Below are 25958 nucleotides of genomic sequence, written 5' to 3'. Positions count from 1 at the left end.
TAAAATGTAAATGCTTTAATTTCCAGGTAGGTGACATTCATGTATTTTGTAGACAGAAAGAAAATAGAACAAATGCTAGTATGTTTAGAACGAGCAACAAGTACATTTCAAGAGAAAAAGATATATGAAACCGAGTTTGAATTTTACGCATTAGAACGCATAGCTCATCTCATTATTGATTGTGTATTAGATGTAGGGAATGCGATGATTGATGGATTTATTATGCGCGATCCAGGAAGTTATGAAGATATTATCGATATTTTGATGGACGAGCGAGTGATAAGTGCAGAAGAAGGACAAGGAATGAAAGAAATTATCCTTCTTCGAAAAATGCTTACGCAAGATTATATTCAAATGAATCATGATGAATTATATAAGACGATTCAAAAACATATTGCAGTGGTAGAGAAATACCCAGCAAATATTCGCAGTTATTTAGAGAAGGAATTAGGACCTGTATCTGCATTTGTACCAGAATAATTATGCTTATAAGATCCCCAGGACTGCCTTTTGGGGATCTTATATTGTATGTGAGAAAGTAAAGGGAAAAGGGAGAAGGGTTAAGCATGGGGGAAGCACGTACGACGAAAGATGAAATTGTGCAATTGTTGAAAGTTAAGGGAGAGCACACAGTAGCGGAACTAGCTGACGTTTTAGAGATTACAGAAATGGCGATCCGAAGACATTTAAGTAATCTTGAGAAAGATGGTTTCATTTATTCTAAGATGGTAAGACAACATGTCGGAAGACCAACTTATTTATATGGATTAAGTGAAAAGGGAGAAGATACATTCCCGAAGGAGTATAAGCAATTTGCGATTGATATGCTAGAAGATTTAGCTCGAATGGGTGATGAAAAAATACTTCGTTACGTTTTAACAGAGAGAACGAAGCGAATGGAAGAACAGTTGCAAAAGCGAGTGAGTAATCAAAAGAATTTAGCATATAAAGTGCAAGAGATAGCAGCTATGCAAGAGAAAAATGGTTATATGGTTCAAATAAAGAGAGATGGAGAGAACTCTTTCGTAATTGAAAAACAAAACTGTCCGTTAAAAGAAATTGCAGAGAGATTCCCGCAAGTATGCGAAGATGAAAAAGAGATGTATAATCGTTTATTTGCAGGAGCAGATGTAAAGACGTTAGCAAACATGTGTGAGGGCGATTGTAGTTGTTCTTACCAAGTAAAAGAGAAAAAATGAACGTTATGGGGCGCTTTAAGGTAAAGCGTTTTTTTCTTTTTGAAAAGCGGGTAATATAAGAGTGGTATGATAGGTGAGAACGTTAGCATAGAAGGAGAGACATAATGATGTATAAAGGTTACTTAATTGACTTAGACGGTACGATGTATCGCGGAGAAGAACAAATTGAAGAAGCGAGCGACTTCGTAAAAGCGTTAGGAGAGCGCGGTATTCCTTATTTATTCGTTACGAATAACTCAACTCGTAAACCAGAACAAGTGGCAGAAAAACTTGTTCGTTTCGATATTCCAGCGGAAGCAGAGCAAGTATTCACAACGAGTATGGCGACAGCGAACTTCATTTATGAACGTAAACAAGACGCAACTGTATATATGATTGGTGAAGAAGGCTTACATGATGCGCTTGTGGAAAAAGGATTTGAACTTGTGGATGAAAATCCTGATTTCGTTGTTGTTGGTTTAGATCGTGACATCACATATGAAAAATTAGCAAAAGCTTGTCTTGCTGTGCGTAACGGTGCAACGTTTATTTCTACAAATGGAGACATTGCCATTCCGACTGAGCGCGGATTATTACCAGGTAACGGTTCATTAACATCAGTTGTAGCCGTATCAACAGGCGTAGATCCAATCTTTATCGGAAAACCAGAATCAATCATTATGGAACAAGCTTTAAAAGTGCTTGGCATAGAAAAAAATGAAGCATTAATGGTTGGGGATAACTACGATACAGACATTTTAGCGGGAATAAATGCTGGCATGCATACCCTTCTTGTCCACACTGGAGTCACAACTGTGGAGAAGTTAACAGAATATGAAGTACAACCGACGCAAGTTGTGCATAACTTGACGGAGTGGATTGAGAAAATGTAATGAAAAACAGGTAGCCGGAAGAGGTTACCTGTTTTTTTATGCATAATTGCATATGTGCTGTTGTTATATAAAATGTAAAGTTTATATGTAGTGATATTAAGAGGAGGGAATCAGAGTGTACTGGATGTCATGTATTATGTTTATTTTTACATTATGTGTTTTGTTCTTTGTTCTATGGAAAATATATAAAATAAATGAAATGAAAAAAAGCGCGGGAAAACTCATTGCAATGTATCCTCGAGTGAAGAGACGGTGGATTGCGTTACTTGGGCCAGCATATTTCATTGGACAATGTATGCATATATATGCTCAGTACGTAAATGGCGATATTGATACAGCTGAAAAGTTTCTTATTCAGTCGGGTAGTTATGTTGTAGCAAGTTGTTTTATGACTTTAATAGCTATCCATCTTATTAAAAGTGTACAAATATATGAAAAAGGTGTAGTAGACGGATTAAACTTTTATTCATATGAAGAATTAAAAGGCTATAAAACATCAACATGGGAAAATCCAAAAGAAAATATATTTTTATATCGCGGGCGAGAAAAAATGAATGACAATGTGAATTTACTTATTAGACAGGAAGATATGAATGAATTAGAAAACATTCTTCGAAGATATATTCCGAAATTGATGATGAAATAAAAAAACTCCGGTTGTGAAAACCGGAGTTTTTTTATTAAAATGCACGATTCACAACATCTTTAACCTCTTCAAGATATTGTTTACGCACATTATCATCCACAGAAGGGACACTCGTATAGAATGTATGCTCAATTGTTTCAATTCCTGTAAATTCAAAAATACCAACATCAGCTGTTTTCTTCATTGCGTCAAACATACCGCCTGCTGTGTATGCTTCTTTCGTATTTCCCATTGTAGATAATAATAAGCCTTTTTTATCGCTTAATAGTTTTTCAATGCCATTTTCACCGTAAGCATAAGCGAAGCCGTGGCTAAATACACGGTCAACATATCCTTTTAAAATAGCAGGAAGCCCCGCCCACCAAACTGGATAAATGAATGTAATGCTATCAGCCCAAGAGATATGCTCTTGCTCTTCTTTAATATCTTCTGGTGTGCTTCCTTGAGAAAATGAGATGAAATCGGAAGCGCCTAATACTGGATTGAAGTTTAACTCGTATAGATCGCGAACGCGTACTTCATGACCTTTTTCTTCTAATTCACTTTTTACCGTTTCTAAAATTGCATGGTTGAAGCTTTCTGTATTTGGGTGTGCATAAACGATTACATGTTTCATTGTTCTTCCTCCTATTTGTGGATATGTGAATAGTTTTTATGCATTCGTGTAACTATTATGGTTACTTTTATTATGAGAGTCAACTTTTCTGACATGAGAAATATTAGTATGTGACAAAAAAATACAAAATAGTAGGGATTTTGCATTTTTGAATAGAATATATAGATTGGTAAATAGAGAGAGAAGGGGATATGGGGATGAATATTATTGAAATTGAAAGGTTAGAAAAATCGTTTGATATTGGGGATAGTAAAGTAAAAATATTAAAAGGCATTAATCTTCAAATTCAAAAAGGGGATTTTGTTTGTATTATGGGAGCAAGCGGTTCAGGGAAAACAACTTTATTGCAGCTATTAGGTGGATTAGATATTCCGTCGGTAGGTAGTATTCGAGTTGACGGTACAGAGATTTCAACATTAAAAGAGAAAGAGCTCGCTTTATTTAGAAGGCATAAAATCGGTTTTATTTTTCAGCAGTTTAATTTGATTCCAGTGTTTAGTGCGGAGGAAAATGTAGGATTACCGTTACTGTTAGATAATGTCTCGCAAAAGAAGGCAACGGTGACAGCAACTCGTTTATTAGATCTCGTCGGATTAAAAGGAAAAGAAAAACATTTACCAGCGCAGTTATCAGGCGGGCAACAGCAAAGGGTTGCGATCGCAAGAGCTTTTGCAAATGAGCCGGCTATTATATTAGCTGATGAACCAACAGGGGCATTGGATTCAGAAAATAGCAAAAATATAATCGCGGCACTGCGCAATGCGTGTGATGAGTTAGGACAAACAGCTGTCATTGTAACGCACGACCCGTTCGTAGCGGCCCATGCGGATAAAGTTGTTTTCTTATTAGATGGTGAAGTAATTCATGAACATGCTGAAAGTAAAGGATGGAAATTTCGAAATATCCCGCAACAAGTTATCCACATTCAAGAGATTATGAATCGTCACTTTAAAGTAGGAGGTAAAGGTGATGCGATGGGTAATTAAATATGCGATAAAATCGATGAAACAAAATTGGTTGCGAAATATGTTGATTGCCCTCGGTGCAGCTTTAGGTGTTATGTTAGCGACGATGTTATTACTAGGCAATCAATCAGTAGAGAAAAGTGTGAAGGAACAAGTAGTAAGCCGGTATGGAGATTATAATTTACAATTTGGCTATATAAAAAACGATATGTATTTAAATAATGAAAGTTTAAAAGGAATAGATGGCTTAGAAAATGCTGAAAAAATATCAAAAGTACTTATACCATATCCTTTTCCAAATTATAAAGAGTTATCGGGAAAACCGTCCTATTGGGGTGTTGAGCAAGATTCTCCAGAAATGCATTCTTATAAAATATTAGAAGGCCGATATCCGAAAGAAGGTGCTGAAGTAGCGCTGACAAAAGGGTATACAGACCGTGAAAATATACGGGTAGGAGATACGATTAAATTGCCATTCCCGCAGCATGGAGAAAAGACTGTGAAAGTCGTCGGCATTTTAAATCCACCGTTAATGGCGGCAATGGGGCATGGTGCTTATTTTCCAATCCAGTGGCTTCAAAAAGAATTAAACCTACCAAATCAGTTCAATCTCGTTCAAGTGAAAACCGCCGATGTAAATGTGAAGAGAGCAATTGCTCTTGATGTAAATAAGACGATAGAAAATATAAAGGTGGATCAACGTACTTATGTTGATAAGGCATTTGAACGACTAAATGTAATGAAGCCGTTAATTTTCAGTTTAGGTGGTATTGCCTTATTTGTTGTAGCTCTTTTAATAATGGGAAGTTTCTTCTTATCTGTTAGAAGTCGATTTAAGCAGTGGGCATTATTACGTGCACTCGGTAGTAACCCAAATCAAATTATATTAGTCGTTTTATTAGAGGCTTTATGCATCGGAGCAATTGGATCGCTAGCAGGGGTTATTCTTGGGGCAGGTACGCAAACAATTGCAGCATCATTCATTAACAAATGGGTGAATATTGAGGGGGCAGAGAAAGCATCATTCTCGATTTCAGGTGAGATTTTACTCATTACTTTTTTATTAGGGATTGTTATGTCTATCATAGGGGCCATTATACCAGCTTTCATGGTTAGAAAGATTCCCCCAGTTCAAGCACTTTGGCCAGGTCTTCCTAGTAATGAGAAAAAAGAAAAAAGATGGAGTACTTTTAGCCTGAGCATTTTAATCATTGGTACTGTTATTGGACTCACGGGTAACATATTAGAGCAGTATATCGGTTTTAATCCAAGTGCGATAGGGGCGCTTTTATTTGCAGTCGGTTTGTTATTTGCGATTCCGTTCTTTATTCGTATGATAGCACCAGTGATTGCAAAACCGTTTCAAATGATATTACGAATTGAAACGACGATTAGTAGCCGGAATGTAATTCGTTATCGGAATAAGGCAGCTGTGTCGGTTGCTATATTAGCATTTGGTTTTATGTTAGCGCTTGTTGGAACGATGTATGTAAATTCTATGTATGAAGGTATGAAAAAAGGATTACAAAAACATTTACCAGCGGACTTAGTAATAAGAATTCCGGTAGAGTCGCAAGGAATAGAAACATTACCGTTTAGTTGGATGGAGAAGGTTAGAAAAATTGATGGTGTGGAATCAAGTGTTGGGAATGCTACTGACTTTACAGCAAAACTTGTAAATTATGACTTTAAACAAGCGAATCAAGAATGGTATGAATTTGCGGAAAAAAACAATTTGAACTACGATTCAATGGAAGTTGTAGGTAACGATATTGTAGCGTATCAGAAAGTGACAAAGGCGAAAGTGATTGCAGGGCAAACTTTAAGTAAGCCATTACGAGATGGTGAGGGAGTCATTACGAAGGAAGTGGCTAAAAATTTAGGACTTCAGTTGCATGATACGATTGAAGTACAAGGAAAAGGGAAAGAAAAACAAACGATTAAAGTCGTTTCAATTATTGAGCAAGGATTGAGGTTAAGAGGGTTAGATATTTTTGTAAATGAACAATGGGCTCGCGATAAGCTCTACGTACAAGGATATGAAGCGATTCAAATTATGACAAATTCGAATCAATCATTTGAAGCGATTAAGAAGCAAGTAAAAGAAATTACAAATAATAAAGAGAATGTAGAAGTTATAAACAGTTATGATTTATTGAAAGAACAAGAGCAGTTATTATCGCAAATGATGATGTTAATTCGCTTGTTAGTTGTAATTGTTTTCATTATTTCTGGTATAGGACTAATGAATGCGATTGTCGCAAGCCTGCATGAAAGACGTGCTGAAATTAGTATGATTCGTGCGGTAGGAGCTATTCCGAAGCAAATGAGACGGATCGTTTTATTAGAGGGAACTTTACTTGGAGCGATAGCTGGTTGTATTGGCATTTTTGGTGGGATTTTGTTTAGTTATATCGTGTTATCAAGTTTAGAGTTAACGGTTATTATCATTCCGTATAATCAAGTTTTCATATTAGCTCTAGCTAGTGTGATACTTGGAGCAGGGGCAGCGTTGATTGCTTCCTTACAATTAAGAAAGTTTAAATTAAGTGATACTTTAAAGGAGTTGTCAGCATAAAAGATTGCTATACCCCGCTCATACAAAGAACAAAGAAGACGAATAAAATGATGACAATACCAATGCCGAAGTTAAATACGAGAGTACTATCCATATATGTAGCCTCCTTGTTTGAAAGTAAAAAGCACTCTAGCCAAGAGTGCTTTTTTATTTTGAATCTACTTTATAACTTTTAGAAAGTGATTCATGCTTGTAATGATTTACATTATTTTATGTATTTATACTTTGAAATGAGTAAGTCCTTGTTGGATATAGAAAAAAAGACACTCTTTCGAGTGTCTTTTAAGATGACAAAATGTGCCAATTGCTTGAGGTTGATAAGACGCTAATTTCCGTGTTAACGCCTTTTCTCTAATCAAGAAGTGTAGCAACAGCGATTCAAATAAATTGTACCACTTGTTTAATGGCTGTGCGTATGTAATTCTGCATATTGCAATTAGAGGGAAATGAGGCGCGAAAAATGAATGAGTATATATAGAATATTTGATAAGGGGAGAGAAGGATGGATATACATAAGTTAACGGTAGAAGAAGCAAATGAAATAAATACGTGGACGTACGAAGAACCTTATAAATTGTATAGTTTTTCAGGAGAGGAAGAAGTAATAGAAGAATTATTAGATGAGACGTATTATGGCTGTTGTGACGATAAGGGAGAGTTTATCGGCTATTTTTGTTTTGGGGAAAATGCACAAGTGCCAGGTGGAAGAGATGCTCATTTATATGGTGGAGAAGATGTAATTGATATCGGACTTGGCATGAAGCCAGCGTTAACAGGGAAAGGGCTTGGAAATAGTTTTTTTCAAGCTGGGATAGCCTTTGCAGCGAAAGAATATAAGCCAAAGACGTTTCGACTTAGTGTAGCAACATTTAATACAAGGGCGATTACGCTATATAAAAACATAGGGTTTCAGCAAGGTCCTATTTTTTTGAGCCGCGGAAGAGAATTTATGCTCATGGAATATGAAAGACCGTCAGTATGAAACTGACGGTCTTTCATATTTTATTATTCCGAATGCTCAGCTCTGTGTGCTAAACGGCTTGAAGCAGCGGCAGCAATTCCGCCAACGATATCATCAAGGAATGTATGCACCTTTCCAGATGATTTATCATTTAAGAATTCTAAAATACCAGGTTTTAATTTATCGATATATCCAAAGTTCGTGAAACCAATAGAGCCGTACACATTAACGATAGAAAGTGCGATCACTTCATCAATTCCGTATAAGCCTTCATCACGTTTTACGATATCTTGTAACGGCTCACTTAACATTCCTTTTTCAGCAAGGACATCGAGTTCGATACCAGTAATCAGTGCGTTTTGTACTTCACGTTTTGATAATACACGCTCAACGTTATAACGGCATTCTGACATCTCTAAATTTGGATGATATTTTTTTTGAAGAAAATGAACAAGCTCAGCAATATCGTCAATTGTTACACCACGTTCTTGTAATAGTTGTAATGCTCTTTCTTGTAGTTGATTTGATTCTTTCATGTTTATCACCTTTTTTTCTTTTTAGTATTTGTATACGTTTCGTTGCTTTATCATGTGCATAGGAATGAAAGGCGAGCACAAGCTCATATATATAAAGAAAAACCATAGGTGGCGACTGCGATGATTCATCATATTTATGAGCATTATCATATGCATGTTAAAGAATTAATCCCCCTTGGCCCCTATAAAAGCTTTTGGATTCGCAACAAAATTTATGTACTTGTTCCAATTGGAGAAATGGAGGAAGAAGTACTTGTAGAGATGAAAAAGCTCAGTGATTATATGAACCAGCAAGGGGATATAACTGTAGCGACTTTCGTTCCGACTATACACGGCTACTATGTAAGTGAGATAGAAGAACAAAATTACTGCTTATTAAAAGGTATGCGTGCGTTAGAACGACATGCTACATCATTAGGAAGTGAGCTTTCTATATTCCATAAACGAGGTGCATTCTTTCCAGAAGAAATCGAGCAATTAAGCCGCATAGGCGAATGGAAAGCGTTATGGGAAAAAAGGCTCGATCAATTAGAAAAGTTTTGGCAATCACAAGTGATGAACCACCCTACAGACGTATTCGATCAATTGTTTATTGAATCCTTCCCGTATTACTTAGGAGTTGCAGAAAATGCAATTCAGTATGTTGTCGATACAGAGATGGATGATACGCCGCAAATGACTGATGCAGCAACAATTTGCCAAGAACGATTCACACCTTTATTATGGCATCAAACGAAGCGTCTCAAACTTCCTTTTGATTGGGTGTATGATCACCCAACTCGAGATATGGCAGAATTAATCCGCTATATGATGATAGAAAAAAAGAAAGACTGGGAGCAAACAATCGTTCAATTTGTTACAGATTACGAACGAAATTATTCGCTATCCTCATTTGGTTGGCGCCTATTATTTGCAAGGCTCCTGTTCCCGCTTCACTATTTTGAAACAGTCGAAAGATATTACCAAACTGGAAACGAAGAACAAAAAAGCATATACAGAGATCGCCTAGAAGCCATTTTACACGATGTGAACCGCTCTGAGCAATTTATGAAGCATTTTTATGGCTCACTTCGTTTACCAGTTGATAAGTTAGGGATTAGGAAATTAGATTGGCTGTCTTAAAATAAAAAAGAGACCGATGGAGGTCTCTTTTTTATATATCACAATTGTATGTAATACATTATGCCCCTACTTGTTGCTCTGCACATATATTTAAAACGAATTGATGCTTTTCGAGTTTTTCATTTACTTTACCCAATAATTCTTGCTGGATTTCTTTAAATAAAAATTGATAGCTCGCATTCCATGTTGGTATAACGGATGAAAGGCCTAATAAATACTCTTTTTTCTTTTCTAGTTCTTGAATTGTTAAAAAAGTGTTCCCCATTTTTGGCATGTGTCGTCCCCCTATGTTTTTTTCTGTATATGTGTGAACGATTCTATAGTATTAATTATCTCACTTTTTGAGAAGGATTTCCAATTTTGTTTTATGATGTTAAAGGGAAAGTGTTTTTTGAATAAAAAAAGAGACCCGAATGGGTCTCTTTAGGAAGCGATTCTGAACGAGCCGCTTCCGCTTTTAATTAATATCTAGCTCCAGCGGCTAGAACAGTCGGCCATTTCGCGCCTTCCTGTGAGGCAAAAAGCGCCTTCTATGCGAAAGAACCTTAGCCAGTCAGAGCTGAATGAGCCACCGCCGCTTTTAATTAAAATACTTGTTCTACTTCAATAACGCCTGGTACTTCTTCAAGTAACGCGCGTTCGATACCAGCTTTTAGTGTGATTGTAGAACTTGGGCAGCTTCCGCAAGCACCCATAAGGCGTAATTTTACGATACCTTCTTCAATGTCTACTAATTCAACGTCTCCGCCATCGCGAAGTAAGAATGGACGTAATTTATCTAATACTTCTAGTACTTGTTCTTGCATATGTGGGTTTTCCATTTTTATCGACTCCTTTCATCAGTTTTATTATAATCAAGATAGAGGGGAAAATCTATTTTTTCTGTTCTTGTTTTAATGTCGAAATTTTTTATCATGTTTACAACGTGTTTTTTCAGTATAGGGGTATGGAATAAGTTTGTAAAATGATGTGCTTACGTACTAAGATATCTGAATATACTGTTGAAATAAGAAGTGGGGGAGAAGAAATGGTTAATGTGCAAGTGTATGGGACGAAAGTAATTTGTGCGAGCTGCGTTGGAATGCCATCTTCAACAGAAACGTTTGAGTGGCTACAAGCGGCGATTGGTCGTAAATATGAAGGACAAGAAAATAAATTTAATTTCGAGTATATTGATTTTCAAGAAGAACAAGAAGATAAAGATAAAAAAGCATTCGCAGAGCGCGTAGTGGAGGAAGATCTATTTTATCCAGTCGTTCTTGTAAATGGAGAAGTTGTTGGAGAAGGAAATCCTCGTTTGAAGGATGTTTACGAAGAAATCGAGAAATATTTATAAAGCAGGAAGCCTTTGCGAATTTGCAAAGGCTTTTTTTTATTGGAGGGATAGATGTGAAAAATGGAGTGAAGTATGCGTTACCGACAGAAGTACAACAGTTAATGGAGCGGTACACAGTAGAATTAAAAGAAATCTTTTTGGATGAAAAAATAGTCGGGGTATATATTTACGGGTCTATCGCACTTGGTGCATTTCATGTAGAAACGAGCGATGTTGATTTTGTTACGGTAATAAGTGATGCCGTGAATGAGGCTGAAAAACAACAACTTGTAGAATTACATAAGAAACTTAGTGGTAGTACGTTAGGCAAAAGAATGGACGGTATGTATATTCCGCTTGCTGATTTAGGGAAATACAATGATGAAATGAATGAGTACGTGTATTGTGCAGATGGGAAAGCGAATATAGGTCATTGGGATATTAATGCGGTCACATGGTGGACGTTAAAAAATCAAGGTATTACAGTTACCGGGAAAGAAGCAGAAGACCTTTCGTTTCAAATAAGATGGGATGATGTAGTAAATACGATGAAATACAACGTAGAACAGTACTGGAGTGAAAAAGCGAAGCAACCATATTTATTTTTTATAGAAGAGTGGGTAGAATCAGCTGTCGTTACAATGGGACGTATTTTGTATACATTGGATCATAAAACAATCGTTTCAAAAGATAGAGGATTGCAATACTTGTTAGAACGTTCAGGGGAAGAATGGGAGATTTTATTAAAAGAAGTAGCGAGAATACGGCAGAATCCAAAAGAAAAGCGAATGCTCTCAAGGTGGAGAAGGGCAGATATGACGAGGAAGTACTTACTGCATTTAATTGAAACATGTAGAGAGAAATGGTAGGGAAAAACAGACGATACAGTAGATTGTATCGTCTGTTTTTTAATTAAAATTGGTATATAATGGTTTAAAAAGTTTAATTATACTGGAGGGGATAGGATGAATACAGAATTAGCTACTTATGAAGAAAAGTATGTAGTAATGAGTATGCGCGAAGTAATTAGTATGATAATAATTATTTTTGGGGCAATGTATGGAGTGGGTTTTTTGAACCTTGTTTATGACTCTTCCTTATATCCATGGTATGTAGATCATCTTATTCCGCCTTTAACATTTCTTACTATTATCTTAATATATTCACCAGCGAGAAATTACTGTGTACATTTATTAAAAACAATACAGTTCAATAATTTTAAGCATTATGTAACGATAGTAATGACAATGATCGTGCTGCTTATATATATTGCAGTATTAAATTTAGTTTTACCACATGGGCTTCGTGTGAATGAATCTAATATAGTAATAGAGCCTACTAAAAGTGAAATCATTTTATACGTAGTTGTACTCACTGTTTTTGCACCAATTTGGGAAGAGCTTGTATTCCGAGGTATGTTTTTTATGAAATTATCTCAGCGCTTCTCTATACTTAGCAGTGCCGTTATAAGTGCTTCTATATTTACTTTAGGTCATCCCCTTACAGTAGGTAGTGTTTTATATATTTTTGGTGGCGGTATATGTTTAGCTTATACGTATAAGAAAACAAATAATTTACTCGTTCCGTGGGGAATTCATTTATTAAATAATTCATTTTTTATATTAGTAAATTTTCAACTATAAAAAGACGCCTTTTTGACAAGGGCGTCTTTTTGTAGTGTCTTTACACACATTGTGTAGAGACAAGGTAATACAAAATATAAATAGTTTCATGTGAAACATTTTTATTATCAAATATACAAAATGATTAACTTAATGTATTAAACGTATCATTCATAAGTATTTTAATATGTTAAAAAGTAAAATGGAATAATAAACGGATAATTGTCGGAATATATTCGATTTCCGTTCATTTTTATGAAATATATGTACTTTTTGTTAGATTCCTTCTTTTTCTTTCTATAAAATACATGTATGCAGAAAGAAGAAAAGGATGATGTACGTGAAGGACACTGTTTTACAAGAAACAAATTCCCCAAAAGAGTTGCATAAAGTTGTTCAAAAGAATACAGCTTATTATGACTTTAAGTGGGGCAAAGTAGAAAATCCAGTGCAAGGGAATAAGTGGAATTGGGTAGCCTTTTTCTTCCCAACTTTTTGGTTAGCTTATCGTAAAATGTATAAGTTGTTTATTATACTTACGTTATTGGCGGTACCTAGTATCGTTGTAACTCCTTTTATAGATATTCCAGATGGGATTTATTTAACATGTAGTTTAGTTCTTCAATTAGGAACGATGATATTTACTGGATGGCAAGGAAACCGTTTATATTATAAGCATGCTGTTCGTGTATTACATAAGGGAGAAGATATGCCTGATCATGAGAAGGCGTATTACTTACAATCAAAGGGTGGCGCTAGTTTTGCTGGTATGGTTGGTTTTCAGGTTATAGTTGGAATCGTGTTTGGTGGAGCTATGTTTGGATTCTCACTTTTACCAACTGAGCCGAATATTAAAAATGTCGCTCGTTCAAGTAGTGAAGGTATTACTTTAGAGGTTATGACGGATAATCCAACTTGGAAGTTTGTGAAGAAAGAAGACGATTATGACGTAATAGAGTTTACTGGTTATGATTATATAGAGAAGAAAAACGTGAAAATTAAATTTGCTGTTTACTTCAGTGAAGACTATTTTGAATGGCAAGAAGTATATGAGAATAATAAGAAGTTAAGTGAAGAGGAGTTAGAAGAGTATCAATTTTACATTGAAGAAAATGGTTGGGGTTTCTAGTCAGAACTCGTTCATTTTGAAAAGAAGAATCTTGTGAAGGTTCTTCTTTTTGATTTGGAAACACTATACGAATTGAAAATTTGTAAAATACAATAAAAAATGAGAATTTGAGGTAGGCTTGTCAATAACGTAAGACTATGGCACTATAAAGAAATGCTATACAAATTTTATTTATCGAGATGTAAACATCAATTTTGATTTTTACGTATAAATAATGAACGGAGGAAATGAATTTATGGCTACTTTACCAAATTGTCCAAAATGTAATTCAGAATATACGTATGAGGATGGCGTTCTTTTCGTATGTCCAGAATGTGCTCATGAGTGGGGCCAAGAAGCAGAAGCTGAAAATAATGATGGTGCAAAAGTTGTAAAAGATGCGAACGGAAACGTTCTTCAAGACGGCGATGCTGTTACTGTTATTAAAGATTTAAAAGTAAAAGGAACTTCTTCAGTTGTGAAGATCGGTACGAAAGTAAAGAGTATCCGTTTAGTTGATGGCGATCACGATATTGATTGCAAAATCGACGGTTTCGGAGCTATGAAGTTAAAATCACAGTTCGTGAAGAAGGCGTAAGTAAAAGAGGAGGCGAATAGGCCCCCTCTTTTTATTATGTCATTTTTTGTCGGTAAGTCGATATATTTCAAAAATCGTTGATATATTTTGAGTTATGATAGATATATTCGAAAAATCGTCGATATAATTTCACTCACCGAGAACGGTGCATCATTTACCAAGCGAGAGTTACGATTCACTTCGCAGCATAGTCAATCTCTTTCAACTGACACCGCTTATTAAAGAATGTTTTATATCCAAGCTGTAAGAAGATAATAACAGCAAAGGCAGTGCTTCCTGAAATACCAAGTATAATGGCGATTTGATATTGAATGGCTGTAAATGGTGATACACCAGATAAGATTTGACCAGTCATCATGCCTGGTAAGCTTATAATCCCCATTCCGACCATAGAATTGATCGTTGGTAAAATAGCAGAGTCAAAAGCGTCTCGTATGAGCGGCGCAGCGGCTTCTTTCGGTGTTGCGCCGAGCATAAGTGCGCCTTCAATTTGACCTCTTTGCGATTTCATATTGTTTAAGAACGTATTTGCACCGAGAGAAACGCCTGTCATCGCATTCCCGACTAACATTCCCGTAATCGGAACGATATATTGCGGCGCATACCAAGGGGCGTGCCCGATAATAACAAAGATAAATAGTAGAAGTGGCCCGATTGATCCGGCAACCATGGAAAGCGCGGCTACTCGTTTTAATTCTTTAGACATCGGGATATTGACTCGTTTATAAATATTAAAAATTGCAAAGGTAGTAATAGAAGTAATAAGGGCAATTGTATAAAATGGATTACTATTTTCAAATACGTATGTAAGGACATATGCAACGAGTACGAGCTGAATCGTCATACGGAATGTTGCGAGCGCAATTTGTTTTTCACGAGGAATCCCTTTTAATTTTACAAGTCCAATTAAAATAAGAATAAAAATATATGCAGCGGCAAGTTGCCAAATTTGGAGTTCAATAACGCCCTTCAACTGAGAGCACTTCCTTTCTAGTTGCACCGTTTGTTTTACTAATTTCAATAATATCGTCTGCAATTTCTTCTGGAAGTTGTTGTGAGTGTGTAATGAAGATAACTGTTTTTTTCTTTTCTCTTGCTAGCATAGTAAATTGTTTCATAACGCGGCGTTCTGTATCGCTATCTAGTGCCGAGGTTGGTTCATCTAATAAATAAACAGGTGGATCCATAAGTACGATACGTGCAAAAGCAAGTCGTTGTTTTTCCCCGCCTGATAATGAATCAGCGTTGTCTTCTAAATTTTTTTCTAAGCTAACAGTCGTTAATGGGCTTCGCAAGGCATCGTCATTTGGAAATGGTTTTTCAGAAAAACGAAGTCCCATTAATAGATTGTCTTTAATCGTTCCATCAAAAATAGGTGGGGTTTGCCCAAGCATGACTACGTCACGTCGTAATTGAATAGGAGGGTAATCAGAAATCAGCTTTCCGTTATATTCAATTGTACCGGATGTTGGAGATTGCAAATCATTTAGCATACGGAGCAATGTACTTTTTCCGCTCCCACTCTCACCGATAATACATGTGATTTTTTCTTTTTGAATCTGTAAATAAGGAATTTGTAGTATATCTTTATATGTAACGTCTTTTAATATAAACATAGATGGCTCCTTTCTGATTCTAGTTCTATCGTATCAAAAAAGGGAGGATAAAGGTTATAAAGAGCAACGTTTTTTCTTCGTCTTGAGTTCTATTAATAAGTTAAGTAAACGATCTAATTCTTGGCTGAAAGAAATCACTTTATCATGAGTGAATCCGTACTTTTCAACGAGATAGATCAATTCTTTCTTCTTCGCTTCTATTCGATCGTTTAGTTTCGTTAAGTTCATAAGTGAAATGGAATACCTCCTGTAAAAGTATTTACAACATAAAAAATAAGACCGAATGACTTCGGTCTTAAAGGAAATAATAAAACAACTTATAAATAGCATACACTGTTTATCGATAGTTTTTAATATAAAAATGAAAAATAAATCATCATCCATATTGAGAAAGATGTGTCTGATAATTATATTTTAACTCATGAAAGAGACTGCCTATTTAGTAGACAGTCTGTAAAGTATTAACCTTTATGATATTTGTACATCCAAAGAAGACCGGATTTTAATAATCTCGGTACACGTCCCATTAATGGTTGGTTTGCAAGTAAACCAAAGCCGTGCTTCTTACCAAGAGAGCCGAGAACACCTTTTAATTTAATTACAGGTAGTTCTTCAGGAAGTGGTTCATTATTCCAACGTTTTAATAATATTTGCACAATTTGCTCTCCTTGACCTTCAGCAAGTTGCGCAGATGGAGCGTGTGGAAGTGCTGCGCAATCTCCTACAACATACACGTGCTCGTTATTTGGAATATTGTGATATTTTGTTAAAACAACCCGTCCGCTACCATCTTGTTCAACTGGAAGGTTTCGAACAACTTCATTTGCTTGAATACCAGCTGTCCAGACGATTGCATCACATTCAAGTGGTTCATCGTGGTTGTACACAATATTTGGTTCTACTTTTGTAATGTTAGCGTTTCGTATAATAGTAACCTTATGTTTTACGAACCATTCTTCTACGTATCTACTTAATTTCTCTGGATATGGGAATAGAATTCTATCTTTTCGATCAAATAAGTGAATTTTTAAATCAGAACGGCTTTCGCGAAGTTCACTTGCAACTTCAACGCCACTTAATCCAGCACCAACGACAGCTACTGTTGCGTTTGGTTCTAGACTATTTAATTGTTCATATGTCTTACGTGTTTGTTCGATCGATTGTAGGCTATGTGTATATTCCTTCGCCCCAGGAACGTTATGATATTTATCCTCACAGCCAAGACCGATAATTAAATCATCATATGGGATTGCTTCGCCGCCATCGAGATGAACAGCTTTTTCTTCGAGATCAATATTTGTTATTGTGCCGTATTGAATATTGAGGCGTGGATGCTCGGGAAACGGTATACGAATATGTGTTTCTGAAATAGTACCCGCAACTAATGCATAATATTCAGTTTTGAAGCAATGGTATGGTACTTTGTCGATTAATGTCACTTGTACATCATCTGGAAGTTGGTTGCTTGGAAGTAGCCGCTGCAGAATTCTCATTCCACCGTAGCCGCCACCTAGTATTACGAGGTGTTTCATGATGGATTACCCCTTTTCTGTTGAAATATCCCCTAATCATACAATTTTATATTAATAAAATATTTTGACTTTACTCAATCAAATTATATCGAATTTGTGAACAAATAACAATGCATGAATGAATACTCTGTTGTACAATAAGAAGAAAAGTAAAGTAAACTGTTTTTCCTTTTTAATTACTATTTCATTGCGAGCAGCATGTTATATAAAATAAGTCCATCTACTTTGAAGTGAAATAGTGAAGTAACTAAATAGTTTAGGATGTATAACGAAAACAACAAGAGACAGCTTAGTTTTCTTCTTATAGATAAAGTCAGAAGGTAATTTGTTTTGTAGTACAGGGGGGAGAATTTTGATTAAACCATTAATTGAATTTTGTGTAGGTAACCTTGCGAGTGGCTCACAAGCAGCTTTAGAGAAATTAGAAAAAGATCCGAATTTAGATGTAATGGAGTATGGTTGTTTAGGATATTGTGGCATTTGTTTTGAAGGACCGTTTGCACTTGTAAATGGTGAAGTAGTACAAGGTGCTACAGTAGAAGAACTTGTCCATAATGTATATGAGTATTTGGATGAAAATCCAATGTTTTAAGGTGTTGCAATCAGCAGCACCTTTTTCTATTAGATAAAATCTTCTTTCGCAGGGGAGGATAATATTGTATATAAATAAAAAAGGCCCTTGTAGAAGGGCTTTTTTCTTACACAATTTGCGCAAGAATGGCTCATCGCCAAATGTTGTCAAATATGAGAAACGGGGGACATTCATATTGTGTTCTAAAAGCGTGCATTTTATACTTACAATAACAAATTATTTTTGGAGTGAGTGCAAATGAGCCAATTTTCTTTTACAAAAATGCATGGTCTTGGCAATAGTTATATATATGTAAATATGTTTGAAGAGCAAATTCCTGAAGAAGATTTAGCTCTTGTGGCGGAAAAGGTTTCAAATATTAATACTGGTATTGGAGCAGATGGAATGATTTTAATTTGTCCATCTGACGTAGCTCCGGTGAAAATGCGTATGTTTAATAATGATGGTTCAGAAGGAAAGAGCTGCGGTAACGGTTTACGCTGCGTAGCGAAATATGCGTATGAGCATAAACTAGTAGAAGAAACAGTTTTCACAATTGAAACGTTAGCTGGTATTGTAACGGCGGAAGTAACTGTAGAAGAAGGGAAAGTTACATTAGCGAAAATCGATATGGGCGCACCACGTTTAACACGTGCAGAAATACCGATGCTTGGTGAAGATGAAACACCATTTATTCGTGAAAACTTCTTATACAATAATCATCGTTATGCATTTACAGCTGTTTCAATGGGGAATCCGCATGCGGTTATTTTTGTTGATGATGTAGAACAAGCACCTCTTACAACACTTGGTCCAGTCCTGGAGACACATGAAATGTTCCCAGAGCGAGTAAATGTTGAATTCATCGAGATTTTGAATGATACAGAGATGAACTTCCGCGTTTGGGAACGTGGATCTGGTGTCACACAAGCTTGTGGAACAGGGGCGTGTGCTGCAGTTGTAGCCTCTATTTTAAATGGGAAAATGGAACATGGTAAGGAAATTACAGTTCATTTAGCTGGCGGCGATTTAATGATTGCATGGACAGAAGAAGGTAATGTGTTAATGAAAGGACCAGCAGAAGTAATTTGCCGCGGAGTGTATGAGTACAAGATAGAAGCGTAAAGATGTATAATAGAATGAGAACAGAAAGGATGGTGTATTTCATGATTGAAGTTACAGAACAAGCAGCTTTTCAAATTAAAGATATGTTAAAAGATGCTGAAGATGGAGAGAAGTACGTGCGCCTTGCTGTACACGGCGGCGGATGTACTGGCCTTTCTTACGGCTTAGGATTTGAAGTAGAACCAAAAGAAGACGACACAGTTCTTGAGTTTTTCGGTGTTGAATTTGTTATCGATACAGAAAGTGCTCCGATTGTTAAAGGAGTAAAAATTGATTATAAACAATCTATGCTTGGCGGCGGATTTACAATCGATAATCCAAACGCAATCGCATCATGCGGATGTGGATCATCTTTCCGTACAGCGACGAATGCTGGTAAGCCAGAAGAGTGCTAAGTTTTTAGCAGAAATAGAGAAAGACCTTTTTAGCGATGAAGTAAAATCGTTAAGGAGGTCTTTTCTTTTGTTATAAAAATTAAAATAGCCGCCTTCCCAATTTAGAAACCGGCCCTAAGATATGCTGCACAACGAATTTTAAAATCTAATTTATCTTTGCATAGATGCAAGTATTAGTTAGTTGTTTGCCGTCAGCTGAAAGATCTTCATTACGTAATATCCCTTCAAGCTCAAAGCCTAGTTTTTCAGGAATCGCACGACTTTTCGTGTTATTACATTCACATCGTATTTCAATTCTTCTAAATTTGAATAACTGAAATCCAAGGTTTATTAACGCACTTACTGTTTCCGTTATATATCCACTGCCACTAAATTGCGTGTTAATCCAGTATCCAATTTCACATTTAGAAACCTTCCAATTAATTCCGTGAAGGCTAGCAGTTCCAACAAAATCATTCGTCCCCTTATGATAGATAAGATAGCGAAAGCTTTCTCTTTGCAAAAAATCTATATGGGCATTTCTCAGAAGAATTTCCGTTTCTTCAACAGTAGGAATTGACTGGAATAAAGACAACCATTGCTTTAATTCACTAATGGAATCTTTAATAGCTTCGTGTACTACATTCCCTTCACCGGCTTGAAGTGGTGCCCGAAGAATGAGTCTGTCTGTTTCTATTTGTAACGGAACATCTAATAAAATAGGGTTCATATTATTTCTCTCCTCGAAAACTTTAAATTAGGACATATAAAAAACTTTCGCTCGAAAGCTAGAAAACAATAAATATATATTCAATTCATCATTTAGAAATCCCTTTTCATATATTGAAGACGAAACTGCCAGTTGGTACAGAAAAATAGATGCTGAAGTAGCTTTAAGTTGTTCAACTTACGCATTATTATTTATTTGAGCTTCTTTTAAAGTTCTCTTTTTTCGAGTTATAATTGAAGGGTAGAAAGAGGGGATATATGCTGGAGAATATTTTTGAATTTATATTGAAGTACGTTATAGGTCCTATTCTTAGATTTATAAGATACCTTGTGATAGATATTATAATAGAATGCATAATAGAAGGTGTAATAAACGGTATAAGGAAATTACGTGATAAGTGGCGAAACTGGCGTGAAAGACGTTATTGGCGGTAATTGGTACATAAAAAATTGGCAGTAAAGAGATAGAGGATAAAAAGCCTTAAGGGAGATGATTAATTCATTTACCTTAAGGCTTTTTAGAACGAAGTAGTAGCAACTCATCCCAATTTAGAATCTGTACTCATTCCAATCGGTGACGTGATGACAGTTTCTAGAGTGAAGAAATAATTATTATCTTACAAAAGTGTAATGTTCATGTCATGTTTTTGAATTTCTTCTTTAAGCCCTGGGCTTTAAGATAACAATATAAGAAAAACACATGAGGTGAAGAAAATGAAAAGATATATTGCACTGTTTAGCATTTTAGTTGTATTCGCAAGTCTTTTAGTTGGTTGTGATATTAACCGTATGGGGAAAGATCAGTACTATGTTCAAATCACAGCTGATGGAATTGAAAAAAATGAGAAGTCTGATAGCGGAGAGCCATACAAATATTTTGAGTATAAATTAAAAGGATTCGATAAAGACGGAAAAGAAAAAGAATTAGAATTTACAGCACAAAAAAACTTACGTAAAGATGCATTCCTACGTGTATATCATTCAGATAAAAAAGGTGTATCAGCTTGGGAAGAAGTAAAGAAAGATGAGCTTCCTGCGAAAGTGAAAGAAAAATTAAGTGTGAAATAAGACAGAAGAAGGAATTGACGAACAGGGTCAATTCCTTTTTATATTCTCAAAATCCTCTTCTGAAATGACTTTAAATCCATGTCTTTTGAATAAAGCAGTTGTTACCCCGTAACCAGTTTCCTTATTCCCGTTAAATTCTCCGGTGTAAATCGTAGAACTACCACAGGATGGACTGCGTTCTTTTAAAATAATATATTCGGGGTGTAAATCTTTCAGTTGTTCTAATGCTTTATAAGCACCGTTTACGAAAGCTGCTGTGACATCCTCACCATCTTTTGTCATTACCTTTGCTTTTCCGTCTAAAACGTCATCGCCATTCCCACCAATAATTTCAGCTGAAGGGCGGGGCGTTGGTAATCCTCCTAATACTTCAGGACAAATGAGGACTGTATCTTCTTGTTGCAGTAGCTCCTCTATTTTTGAAACGAGATTGTCATTTCCATCATACCGACAAGCGATGCCACCTAAACAAGCGCTAATTACGATCATATTGTCACCTCCAAAAAATTTTAAAATACCCCGCCAATTTTGCTTCCTGACTCTTACCTATAAATGAGGTGATAAAAATGGGAAGCTTATATAATTTAATGAAACCATATAGTGAATTTCGAAGTAAAGAAGAGTTTAATACATATCAAAGACAAATTTTGAAGTGCTATCGATTTCAATTAAATAAAACGGATACAACCATCATTCATTTTTTAGGAAAGTATGCAGTGAATGAGAAACAGAAAACAGTGGGAGTTGCTTGTCCGTTAATGGAGACGATTGCGACGAATATTGGAAAAAGTATTCGTACAGTACGCCGCTCAATTGCAAAGTTAGAGGAACTAGGAATTATAAAACGTGTTGCGACAAAAGAAAGATATAAGCGCGGCGGTTATAGTGCGAACTTATATGTATTTCTTATATCTGCAATTGACCGTATGGATGACCGTATGAAAATGTCCGCATGTGAAAGTGAGAAATATGCAGCTGGCTGTAGTAAAAAGGAGCAAAAATATGAGGGGGAAACAATTCTTTCTAAAAACATTCCACAAATAAAAGAGAATAGAAAAGAAACGTACGAGCTTGATGAGACGTATTGCCGTCACGATATACCGAAGCCTTTTATATACGCACTTGTGCCGATGACGCGTAATCCGAAGAAGATTAATATATTTTGGAGTAAGGTGGAACTTGCATATAAAAAGAGCGGGTTACTAGAGCAAGGTGTGTTACTGGAGCAAATATTAGCGGATGAAGAAATGTATGGAAACTTCATTTGGCGAGTAAAGAGTGTTGTGAGAGCGTATAAATACGGGGAAATCCGTAAAAATGTGAAGGCGCTTCTATATAGTACAGTGCGGGATCTATTTTTAGAGGTTGGATTAGAATGGGGAGCAGCTGTGAGAAGGAGTAAGGGGATAACGTTATTTGATCCGTTTAAAAAAGAGCCATGCGTATAACACATGACTCCAAGTAGTTAATCAAACTTCCTTACAACTGGAACACGAATCGCTACAAATAGTACGAAGACGATAACGGCGATTGCACCGCTTTTCATAACGGTTACGATTGGAATTCCTATTGCAAGTGCGATTGATGTGAATGCATAAGAAAGCGGGATAAAGCCCATTGATGAGAGCATAAGTAAACTCATTACGCGTCCCATCATTTCTTCTTTTACTGTCGATTGAATCATCGCCATAAGCGGAACGATAGCCATTGCAATTGTAATACCGTAAAACATGCCAGCTAATAATGCTTGCCAAAGTACGGTGCTAAAGTTGATGGATAAGAAGAATACACCAGACAGTAGCATCATGATAATGCAAAATAGACCGCGTCTGCGATTAATATTTTTTAAACCGACAATGACAGCACCTATTGCCATTCCGCCGCCGACAGATGCTTCTAAGTAACTAAACTGAAGCGAATCACCGTGCAGAACATTTTTAACGAAAAGCGGGAAACCGACTTGCATCGGACCGATTAAAAATAAGTTTAAAAAGGCGCTACAAAGAAGGAAAGTTGAAAGGAATGGTGATTCCTTTACATATAAAATTCCTTCTTTAATAGAAGTGAACATGCCTTTGTCTGTATTTTGCTGTTCTGGCATCGTAAATTGTATTTTTTGAACGAGTATGGCTGCGACGATTAGTAATAAAATCGTGATCGAAAAGATCGTTTCATAGTTCGTAAATTTGATAAGAATTCCGCCAAGTACAGGACCTAAGATGACCGATGCTTGGTTTGACATTTGTGTAAGTGAATTTGCTTGTGTTAAACGGCTTTTTTCTACAAGTTCAGGCAAGATAGATCCATCAGCTGACCAGAAAAAAGCATCAGCAAGCCCGAAGAATAAAGCGAATAAAGCAAATGTATATAGTGTTACATCACCTACGATGAACCATGTAAGGATGGTTGCGACGAGAATAGCACGAATAATATTAGAATAAAACATAATGTTTTTTTTCGGGAATTTATCAGCTACAGCACCGCCGATAATCATAAAAATAAGCCTTGGAACACTAAGAGCTACGAAAACAACACCGAGTGAAGCCTCAAGGTTTAATGTTTTTGCTATGTACCACGTTTGTGAAAAAGTAAAAAAGGCTAAAGCAAAACTTGAAAAAAGAGTAGCTGCCCAAAGGAAAAGGAAATTCGTATTTTTTAATAATGGTTTCGCATTTTCTTTTAAAGCAGATTTATTTTGTTGTAGTTCCTCCATATTGCTTCCTTTCTATGTGACAAATTTAAACTAAAAAACCTATTAACAATCGTTTTATACAGTTTCTAATATTTCTATACTGCACTTTCTCATTGTAGACAATAATGTTGGGTTTGCACAGTGGCTATTTAACGACAAAAAAGAAGATACCAAAGGGTATCTTCTTTTTTGTCGTTCAGGCTAATGCAATATAAATATCTAATTGTACGTTGTTTGGATCTGTTGCTTTTTCATCATAAAGCTCAAAGTCTGTTGTAAAAGCACGTTTGTTTTCTTTTGACCATTTCCAAATATATTCCCAAGCCTCACAAACGACTTCAGCAACTGGTCCCTTTCTCGTTGTAAATACCGCATACGTAGCGGCAGGTATTGTTAAAATTGTCATATTTTCAGGAACGTCTTCTAATGAAGAAACGGGCATACCGATTGTAAATTGATATGTACCAGTTTCATCTGATTCGTAATTTGAGTAGAAAGCGAATGTTTCTTTCGTTTGTTGATTTGGGATGTGATGCATCATTTGTTCTTGGAAGTATTGGTTCCAGAGCCCTGGAATTTTTCCTTCAGTAGATGCCTCTTTTTCATTTGTCGTCGTAATCGAAACGCCGATTGCTTGGAAAGCTTCTTTTTTTACTATAATAGGTTCTTTCATTTTAAAATATCCCCCTTATCAAATAGAACGTTTGTTCTTATTTATTGTAACATATTTTGGAAGGATACGGTAGCACAATAACAAAAGAACTCCTTCACGTAAAAGGAGTTCTTTTCATTTCTATATTAAAACATACTTGAGCTGTGCATCGGTTGAAGTTTTGCGTTTGGATCGAAGTAAGCTTTTGCATTGTTTACTGCTGTTGGTGCTTCACCGAAGCCACAAGCAATGAGTTTTACTTTTCCTTCATATGTACAAATGTCACCAGCAGCGTAAATGCCAGGAATATTTGTTTCCATTTTCGAATTCACGAGAATGCTGTTTTTTTGTATATCTAAGCCCCAGTTTTTGATTGGGCCAAGAGAGGAAACGAAGCCGTAGTTTACGATGACATCATCCACATCGATGATAATTTTTTCTTCTGTTTTTACATGCTGAAGAACGACTTGTTCAATGTTGTCATCACCAATGAGTTCTACTGGTATGTACGGTGTACTTACTTCTGCACGAGAATTCATTAAGCTTTCTACGCTATGTTCATGTGCACGGAACTTATCACGGCGATGAACGATTGTAACTTTGTCAGCGATTGGCTCTAACATCATTGTCCAATCAACCGCTGAATCGCCGCCGCCAAATACTACGACGCGCTTACCAGCAAATTTATTCATATCATCAACGAAATAATGTAAGTTTTTCTTTTCGTACTTTGTTGTACCTTCTAATTCTAAGCGGCGTGGTTGGAAAGCACCATTGCCAGCAGTAATAATAACTGATTTAGAATAGTGAGTTTGCTTATTCGTAACAAGTTTAAATATACCGTCAGCTTGTTTCTCAAGCGTATCAACAGCTTCTTCTAAACAAACGGTTGGGTCAAATTTCTTCATTTGCTCTTTTAAGTTATCAACTAATTCTTGTGCACGCACTTTCGGGAATCCAGCTACATCATAAATGTATTTTTCAGGGTAGAGTGCGGATAATTGTCCTCCAAGTTGAGGTAAGCTTTCAATTATTTTTACACTTGCTTGTCTCATGCCGCCATAAAATGCTGTGAACAGTCCTGTTGGACCACCACCAATAATTGTTATGTCATAAACTTTTTGATTTTCTGCCACTTTCATTCCCCCTATAGATGGAATTTTGATATTGATTTCATATATTGTTCATATGTACATGAAAATCCTGCAAATGATGACACTTTCAAATAAATGATAGCATACTTGAGTTCATAATACTTCTGAAAACGACTGAATTGTGTGTAAGTTTTCGCATAGATGCTTTTTTAATTGTATAAAATATGGTGAAAGGAAAATACATGAAAAAAAGGTTGAAAAACCCTTGAAAACGCTATGTTATTTTAAAATATTGATAATTCGCCAGACGCTTGAATTCTGGAATAAAACCGACTAATATAGGGAAGTATTATGTTAAATTTCTATG

At 36.0% G+C, this 25958-nt stretch carries 31 protein-coding genes and 1 pseudogene; 19 read left to right on the top strand and 13 right to left on the bottom strand.

Going from position 1 to position 25958, the window contains the following annotated elements:
* Nucleotides 1-39 precede the first annotated feature (39 nt).
* From QCI41_RS15460 to QCI41_RS15445, 4 genes are all read left to right on the top strand, one after another.
* Nucleotides 40-480 (top strand): DUF86 domain-containing protein, encoded by a 441-nt coding sequence (locus QCI41_RS15460; protein WP_000274003.1) that lies wholly within the window; start codon nt 40-42, stop codon nt 478-480.
* A gap of 86 nt (nt 481-566) precedes the next feature.
* Nucleotides 567-1199, top strand: coding sequence for a helix-turn-helix transcriptional regulator (locus QCI41_RS15455; protein ID WP_000503338.1), 633 nt, complete (start codon nt 567-569; stop codon nt 1197-1199).
* A gap of 107 nt (nt 1200-1306) precedes the next feature.
* Nucleotides 1307-2071 carry a TIGR01457 family HAD-type hydrolase gene (locus QCI41_RS15450; RefSeq protein ID WP_033662784.1) on the top strand — a complete coding sequence of 255 codons (765 nt, stop codon included), beginning with the start codon at nt 1307-1309 and terminating at the stop codon, nt 2069-2071.
* Nucleotides 2072-2186: 115 nt separating this feature from the next.
* The gene (locus QCI41_RS15445) at nt 2187-2717 is read left to right on the top strand and encodes an iron ABC transporter substrate-binding protein (protein ID WP_353837153.1); all 531 of its coding nucleotides are present in this window, start codon (nt 2187-2189) and stop codon (nt 2715-2717) included.
* Nucleotides 2718-2751: 34 nt separating this feature from the next.
* Here QCI41_RS15445 and QCI41_RS15440 read toward each other — a convergent pair whose 3' ends face one another.
* Nucleotides 2752-3333, bottom strand: coding sequence for an NAD(P)H-dependent oxidoreductase (locus tag QCI41_RS15440; RefSeq protein ID WP_353837154.1), 582 nt, complete (start codon nt 3331-3333; stop codon nt 2752-2754).
* A gap of 197 nt (nt 3334-3530) precedes the next feature.
* Between QCI41_RS15440 and QCI41_RS15435 the strand changes: the two genes are divergently transcribed.
* The 3 genes from QCI41_RS15435 to QCI41_RS15425 all read left to right on the top strand — a co-directional run bounded on the left by QCI41_RS15435 (nt 3531) and on the right by QCI41_RS15425 (nt 7858).
* On the top strand, nt 3531-4319 hold the full coding sequence (locus QCI41_RS15435; RefSeq protein WP_098708238.1) for an ABC transporter ATP-binding protein: 789 nt from the start codon (nt 3531-3533) through the stop codon (nt 4317-4319).
* A complete protein-coding gene (locus QCI41_RS15430; RefSeq protein ID WP_353837155.1) occupies nt 4303-6876 on the top strand; it encodes an FtsX-like permease family protein in 2574 nt (857 codons plus the stop codon). Before QCI41_RS15435 ends, QCI41_RS15430 begins: the two co-directional genes overlap by 17 nt.
* Nucleotides 6877-7378: 502 nt before the next feature.
* Nucleotides 7379-7858, top strand: a complete 480-nt coding sequence (locus QCI41_RS15425; protein WP_353837156.1) for a GNAT family N-acetyltransferase — start codon at nt 7379-7381, stop codon at nt 7856-7858.
* 23 nt (nt 7859-7881) lie between these two features.
* Here the strand turns inward: QCI41_RS15425 and QCI41_RS15420 are convergent, their stop codons facing one another.
* On the bottom strand, nt 7882-8373 hold the full coding sequence (locus QCI41_RS15420; RefSeq protein WP_000665100.1) for a phosphatidylglycerophosphatase A family protein: 492 nt from the start codon (nt 8371-8373) through the stop codon (nt 7882-7884).
* 120 nt (nt 8374-8493) lie between these two features.
* On the opposite strand from QCI41_RS15420, the gene yutH reads away from it, so the two are divergent.
* A complete protein-coding gene (yutH, locus tag QCI41_RS15415; protein WP_000581274.1) occupies nt 8494-9495 on the top strand; it encodes a spore coat putative kinase YutH in 1002 nt (333 codons plus the stop codon).
* Between the two features lie 58 nt (nt 9496-9553).
* Here yutH and QCI41_RS15410 read toward each other — a convergent pair whose 3' ends face one another.
* Entirely contained in the window at nt 9554-9769 is a 216-nt protein-coding gene (locus QCI41_RS15410; protein ID WP_001125496.1) for a hypothetical protein, read from the bottom strand.
* Between the two features lie 310 nt (nt 9770-10079).
* Nucleotides 10080-10316, bottom strand: coding sequence for a NifU family protein (locus QCI41_RS15405; protein WP_000431159.1), 237 nt, complete (start codon nt 10314-10316; stop codon nt 10080-10082).
* Between the two features lie 206 nt (nt 10317-10522).
* On the opposite strand from QCI41_RS15405, the gene QCI41_RS15400 reads away from it, so the two are divergent.
* The 5 genes from QCI41_RS15400 (at nt 10523) to phnA (ending at nt 14138) form a co-directional block, all read left to right on the top strand.
* Nucleotides 10523-10831, top strand: coding sequence for a YuzD family protein (locus QCI41_RS15400; RefSeq protein WP_088123656.1), 309 nt, complete (start codon nt 10523-10525; stop codon nt 10829-10831).
* Nucleotides 10832-10884: 53 nt separating this feature from the next.
* Nucleotides 10885-11679: a nucleotidyltransferase domain-containing protein gene (locus QCI41_RS15395; protein WP_353837157.1), complete on the top strand. Its 795-nt coding sequence runs from the start codon at nt 10885-10887 to the stop codon at nt 11677-11679.
* A gap of 96 nt (nt 11680-11775) precedes the next feature.
* A complete protein-coding gene (locus tag QCI41_RS15390; RefSeq protein WP_353837158.1) occupies nt 11776-12453 on the top strand; it encodes a CPBP family intramembrane glutamic endopeptidase in 678 nt (225 codons plus the stop codon).
* A gap of 313 nt (nt 12454-12766) precedes the next feature.
* Complete coding sequence (locus tag QCI41_RS15385; protein ID WP_353837159.1) at nt 12767-13561, top strand: DUF2628 domain-containing protein; 795 nt, start codon at nt 12767-12769, stop codon at nt 13559-13561.
* 235 nt (nt 13562-13796) lie between these two features.
* The gene (gene phnA / locus QCI41_RS15380; protein ID WP_000212737.1) at nt 13797-14138 is read left to right on the top strand and encodes an alkylphosphonate utilization operon protein PhnA; all 342 of its coding nucleotides are present in this window, start codon (nt 13797-13799) and stop codon (nt 14136-14138) included.
* 175 nt (nt 14139-14313) lie between these two features.
* Here the strand turns inward: phnA and QCI41_RS15375 are convergent, their stop codons facing one another.
* The 4 genes from QCI41_RS15375 to QCI41_RS15360 form a co-directional block, all read right to left on the bottom strand.
* Nucleotides 14314-15111, bottom strand: coding sequence for an ABC transporter permease (locus tag QCI41_RS15375; RefSeq protein ID WP_353837160.1), 798 nt, complete (start codon nt 15109-15111; stop codon nt 14314-14316).
* Nucleotides 15095-15754, bottom strand: coding sequence for an ABC transporter ATP-binding protein (locus tag QCI41_RS15370; protein WP_353837161.1), 660 nt, complete (start codon nt 15752-15754; stop codon nt 15095-15097). The genes QCI41_RS15375 and QCI41_RS15370 overlap by 17 nt, the downstream gene beginning before the upstream one ends.
* A 54-nt stretch (nt 15755-15808) precedes the next feature.
* Entirely contained in the window at nt 15809-15982 is a 174-nt protein-coding gene (locus tag QCI41_RS15365) for an aspartyl-phosphate phosphatase Spo0E family protein (RefSeq protein ID WP_001054620.1), read from the bottom strand.
* 233 nt (nt 15983-16215) lie between these two features.
* A complete protein-coding gene (locus QCI41_RS15360) occupies nt 16216-17286 on the bottom strand; it encodes an NAD(P)/FAD-dependent oxidoreductase (RefSeq protein ID WP_353837162.1) in 1071 nt (356 codons plus the stop codon).
* Between the two features lie 352 nt (nt 17287-17638).
* Here QCI41_RS15360 and QCI41_RS15355 point away from each other — a divergent pair, with 352 nt between their 5' ends.
* The 3 genes from QCI41_RS15355 (at nt 17639) to QCI41_RS15345 (ending at nt 19377) form a co-directional block, all read left to right on the top strand.
* Nucleotides 17639-17878 (top strand): YuzB family protein, encoded by a 240-nt coding sequence (locus QCI41_RS15355; RefSeq protein ID WP_000595024.1) that lies wholly within the window; start codon nt 17639-17641, stop codon nt 17876-17878.
* Between the two features lie 237 nt (nt 17879-18115).
* Complete coding sequence (gene dapF, locus QCI41_RS15350) at nt 18116-18982, top strand: diaminopimelate epimerase (RefSeq protein WP_353837163.1); 867 nt, start codon at nt 18116-18118, stop codon at nt 18980-18982.
* Nucleotides 18983-19023: 41 nt separating this feature from the next.
* Nucleotides 19024-19377 carry a HesB/IscA family protein gene (locus tag QCI41_RS15345; RefSeq protein WP_000573830.1) on the top strand — a complete coding sequence of 118 codons (354 nt, stop codon included), beginning with the start codon at nt 19024-19026 and terminating at the stop codon, nt 19375-19377.
* A gap of 145 nt (nt 19378-19522) precedes the next feature.
* On the opposite strand, the gene QCI41_RS15340 is transcribed toward QCI41_RS15345, so the two are convergent.
* A complete protein-coding gene (locus tag QCI41_RS15340) occupies nt 19523-20086 on the bottom strand; it encodes a GNAT family N-acetyltransferase (protein ID WP_353837164.1) in 564 nt (187 codons plus the stop codon).
* A gap of 521 nt (nt 20087-20607) precedes the next feature.
* On the opposite strand from QCI41_RS15340, the pseudogene QCI41_RS15335 reads away from it, so the two are divergent.
* Nucleotides 20608-20694 (top strand): annotated as a pseudogene (locus QCI41_RS15335) (O-methyltransferase); the annotation flags it as partial.
* Nucleotides 20695-20790: 96 nt separating this feature from the next.
* The gene (locus QCI41_RS15330) at nt 20791-21153 is read left to right on the top strand and encodes a YxeA family protein (protein ID WP_353837165.1); all 363 of its coding nucleotides are present in this window, start codon (nt 20791-20793) and stop codon (nt 21151-21153) included.
* Nucleotides 21154-21180: 27 nt separating this feature from the next.
* On the opposite strand, the gene QCI41_RS15325 is transcribed toward QCI41_RS15330, so the two are convergent.
* The gene (locus QCI41_RS15325; RefSeq protein ID WP_353837166.1) at nt 21181-21642 is read right to left on the bottom strand and encodes a 2-thiouracil desulfurase family protein; all 462 of its coding nucleotides are present in this window, start codon (nt 21640-21642) and stop codon (nt 21181-21183) included.
* A gap of 77 nt (nt 21643-21719) precedes the next feature.
* On the opposite strand from QCI41_RS15325, the gene QCI41_RS15320 reads away from it, so the two are divergent.
* A complete protein-coding gene (locus QCI41_RS15320; protein ID WP_353837167.1) occupies nt 21720-22601 on the top strand; it encodes a helix-turn-helix domain-containing protein in 882 nt (293 codons plus the stop codon).
* Nucleotides 22602-22618: 17 nt separating this feature from the next.
* Here QCI41_RS15320 and QCI41_RS15315 read toward each other — a convergent pair whose 3' ends face one another.
* The 3 genes from QCI41_RS15315 to QCI41_RS15305 form a co-directional block, all read right to left on the bottom strand.
* On the bottom strand, nt 22619-23866 hold the full coding sequence (locus tag QCI41_RS15315; protein WP_046953592.1) for an MFS transporter: 1248 nt from the start codon (nt 23864-23866) through the stop codon (nt 22619-22621).
* A 175-nt stretch (nt 23867-24041) separates the two neighbouring features.
* Nucleotides 24042-24518, bottom strand: coding sequence for a GyrI-like domain-containing protein (locus tag QCI41_RS15310; RefSeq protein ID WP_098189427.1), 477 nt, complete (start codon nt 24516-24518; stop codon nt 24042-24044).
* Between the two features lie 125 nt (nt 24519-24643).
* On the bottom strand, nt 24644-25633 hold the full coding sequence (locus QCI41_RS15305) for an NAD(P)/FAD-dependent oxidoreductase (protein ID WP_353837168.1): 990 nt from the start codon (nt 25631-25633) through the stop codon (nt 24644-24646).
* Nucleotides 25634-25958 lie beyond the last annotated feature (325 nt).

The organism is Bacillus cereus group sp. MG4 (assembly GCF_040460055.1).
Classification (GTDB): Bacteria; Bacillota; Bacilli; order Bacillales; family Bacillaceae_G; genus Bacillus_A; species Bacillus_A wiedmannii.
Note: the sequence above shows the minus strand (reverse complement) of the source record. Positions and strands in the feature narration are given on the sequence as shown.